Source organism: Endozoicomonas sp. ONNA2, assembly GCF_024606365.1.
GTDB lineage: Bacteria > Pseudomonadota > Gammaproteobacteria > Pseudomonadales > Endozoicomonadaceae > Endozoicomonas.
This window is the reverse complement of record NZ_JAHHPO010001009.1, coordinates 1-3,221: the sequence shown is the minus strand read 5'-3', so window position 1 is coordinate 3,221 and position 3,221 is coordinate 1. Positions and strand designations below refer to the sequence as shown.

General features: G+C 50.6%; 2 protein-coding genes. Both read right to left on the bottom strand.

All coding sequences use genetic code 11. The annotated features are described in order from the left end of the window. Positions 1-741: F-box protein (locus KDK14_RS17790; protein ID WP_257266535.1), on the bottom strand; the 741-nt coding region annotated here is incomplete at its 3' end. Between the two features lie 305 nt (positions 742-1,046). Next, positions 1,047-2,954, bottom strand: coding sequence for an F-box/WD repeat-containing protein (locus KDK14_RS17785; protein ID WP_257266534.1), 1,908 nt, complete (start codon positions 2,952-2,954; stop codon positions 1,047-1,049). Between the last annotated feature and the right edge of the window lie 267 nt (positions 2,955-3,221).

Sequence of the window (3,221 nt, the reverse complement as noted above, 5' to 3'; positions counted from 1 at the left end):
ACTGAAATTTGCCCCGGTAATCACCCGACTGCCGTTGTTATCGGACCAATTCAGGCGCTCTTGCGCCCATTGCCCCCGATCATCCCTGGCCAAAATTCGGGCGTCATTCAACCAGCGGCCATAAAACAACAGATGACTACTGGATGGGCTGAAGCAAACATCATAATCAGGACCGGTATCAGAACCTGGATACCTGGCTTCAGACGGGGGAAGTGTCACTTTATATCGCGGAACCAGATGGTAAGCCGGGCATGGTTCCATCTTCCCCAAGGTAGCAAGGCACAGAATTGCGGGCATCTGCGGCAGGTTCTTTATTACCCTGTCCCTGAACGATATTCTTCTGCCGTTGAGCGATGCTGAATCGGCAAATGGGTGCGATAGCAGTTGTTTTTTCTGCCGCAGGGCCGTTTGCTGGTACTGTTTCCGAAAGCTTTGGGGTAGCCGGGCAAAATAAGACAGTTCCTGAATATAATTGGATTCTTTGACCACATCCCGAAATGCCAGACAGGTTGCATTGACATGCCGGATATCATCGAATTCCAGGTAGTCAAAAATCATGACTAAAAGTTCGGAAGGAAGTTCAGTAATTGTTCTTTGCCACAGCGGCTGTGTTTGCGGGCCGGCCAACGGGAGTGCGACAGTGGGTGGGGAGTTGGAGCGTATGGTTTTAGCAGGCGGATTGACAGGGCAATCCGGCACCTTGGAAAGGCCGACGGCGGTTGTAGAGATAGGGTTGCTCACTGACTTGTACCATTCTTGGGAGTTGTCTGGCAGGAGCTGTCTGGAAATAAACTTCCCTATTTCATTGCCTGACCGAGCTTGTCGAAGTTCGGTGGCACGACCCTTCGACAAGCTCAGAGTGAACGAAATCGGGAACTTATTAAAAGACAATTCCCTGGCAAGTGATTACCGGCATGATCATTTGTCTCATGTCGTTTTCAGACAGGCCAAAGGCCGAGAAGTTCCCGTGCAGCCTCCAATAGGCGCTACCATGCAGAGTGAGTTTGATCATCCGGTTGTGAATGCTGCCAAAGTAAGTCTTGTCTTCAATCCGGCCGACCCGCATCTCTTATTTCCCAGACTTGTAGCGTGATATTTTTTATGTCGCCATCCGTATGATGGCTCAGGACCACCACTTCATGCTCTGATATTGGGTTAAAGCACGCGCTCACGATACCGTCTTGCCTGATAACCCCTTTGGGCGACCAGTGTTTTTCATCGTTGCGCCCCAGGATTCCTACCATGTGATTGTTGCAAGTCAGTGCATGAAGGCCTGACAGGCTAAAGCGGGTGAAGGCTGAGGTGTACTCCCCGGAGATGGTTTGCATTGACCATGTCCCTGCCGGGCTCTTCTCCCAGATACAGATTGTGCCGAACCGAGCAAAGCTGGTAGTCAGCACGTGACTGTCAGACGGGCTGAATAGTGTCTGATACACAGCGAAATCATGCTTGAGCCTTATTGCTGATTCAAGCCTTGATGGGGAACTGTGCTCCGGCGAGGAACAATGGTTCAGCGACCAGTCCGACCAATTTTCCGGTCTGGGCCATAACAGCACTTCCCCGGGCACCAGAGCGCCAGGGTCAGAATTAGCGAACAAGTATTTACCGGCAGAGCTGAATTGAAGCGGAAAGAATTTCGGGAAGATCACCGTCTCTTGCCATTGTCCCGATGGTTCCGGGCTGTGAATTGAGACCCGTCCGCGGTAGGAATCTATGTCAATCAGCACCAGAAGTTGATCTTCCACTGGGCTGAAGCTGGCATAATCGAAGCGGGCATAATCCACACGCTCTCTTAATAATATTGAATGCTGTGCTGACCAGACTCCATGCTCATCCAGAGATAGCAGGATAATTTTATCCAACGTGCGCAGTGCCAGGTACCGCTCCGAAGGGCTGAACTGGATTTCAACCACCAATACTCCGGGGGAGAGGCCGGAAACCTCCATTTTCAGCCAACCATTATTGTTTGCTTTCATGCACCAGACGATTACCGGATCGTCCCCCTTACAGGTCACCATATATTTCCCTGAAGGGCTGAATTTGATCATCTGATCCGGCAAAGTTTCCTTGCCGACTTCGTCCCAACAGTTGTTAGCGGGCCGCAAGGTGTTGACATAACCCTCACTGCTGCAGGTTAACAGGCGATTGGTGCAAGCACTGAACTTTGCCCCGGTAATCACCCGACTGCCGCTGTTATCGGACCAATTCAGTGGCTCTTCTGCCCACTGCCCCCGGTCATCCCTGGCCAGAATTCGGGAGTCATTCAAAATACGACCATATAACAACAGATGGCGACTGGACGGGCTGAAGCGAACATCAAGATCAGTGCCGTTCTGAAAACGTGGTTCATTTGGTTCACGCCAGGGGAGAGTGACTTTATATTCCTTGACCAGACGATAAGCCGGGCATGGTTCCATCCTCCCCAGGGTGCCAAGGCACAGAAGTGCGGGCATCTGTGGGAGGTTTTTTATTATCCTGTCCCTGAACGATATCCCTCTGTTGTTGCGTGATGTTGGAGCGGCAAATGGATGTGTGCCCAGGGATTTTTTTTGCCACCGGGCGGTTTGCTGGTACTGTTCCCGAAAGCATTGCGGAAGTCGGGCAAAATACGACAGTTCCGGAATGTATTTGTATTCTTTGACCACATCCCGAAATGCAAGACAGGTTGCATTTACCTGCCGGATATCATCGAATTCAAGGTGGTCAAAAATCATGACTAAAAGTTCAGGAGGAAATTCAGTAATCTTTCTTTGCCGCAACGGTTGATTCTGTGGGGGTAGTCTATGGGGGCCTGCCTCCGGGCGCATGATAGTGGACGGGGAGGGTGTAGTTTTTGCCGATTGAATTGCAGACAAACCCTGCACCATCGAAAGATTAACGGTTCCTGAAGACGTTCCTGAAGACGTTCCTGAAGACGTTCCTGAAGACGTTCCTGAAGACAATGGGTCACTCACTGACTCGCTCCGTTCTTAATCAGTTGTTACCGGCATGAATATTTGGTTCGTGCTTTGGATCATGTCCTTGATGGACAGACCATAGGCAGGAAAGTTCACGGGTGGCGTACAGAGCGGAGTAAACCGGGGCCGGGTCTTGCTTCTTGATCTGATCCTTTTACACTTCCATCTCATTCTGCGCCAGAATAAGTTGCATCGTTTTTGATCTCCACTTAGGAATTGTCTTTTAATAAGTTCCCGATTTCCGTTCACCCTGAGCTTGTGAAG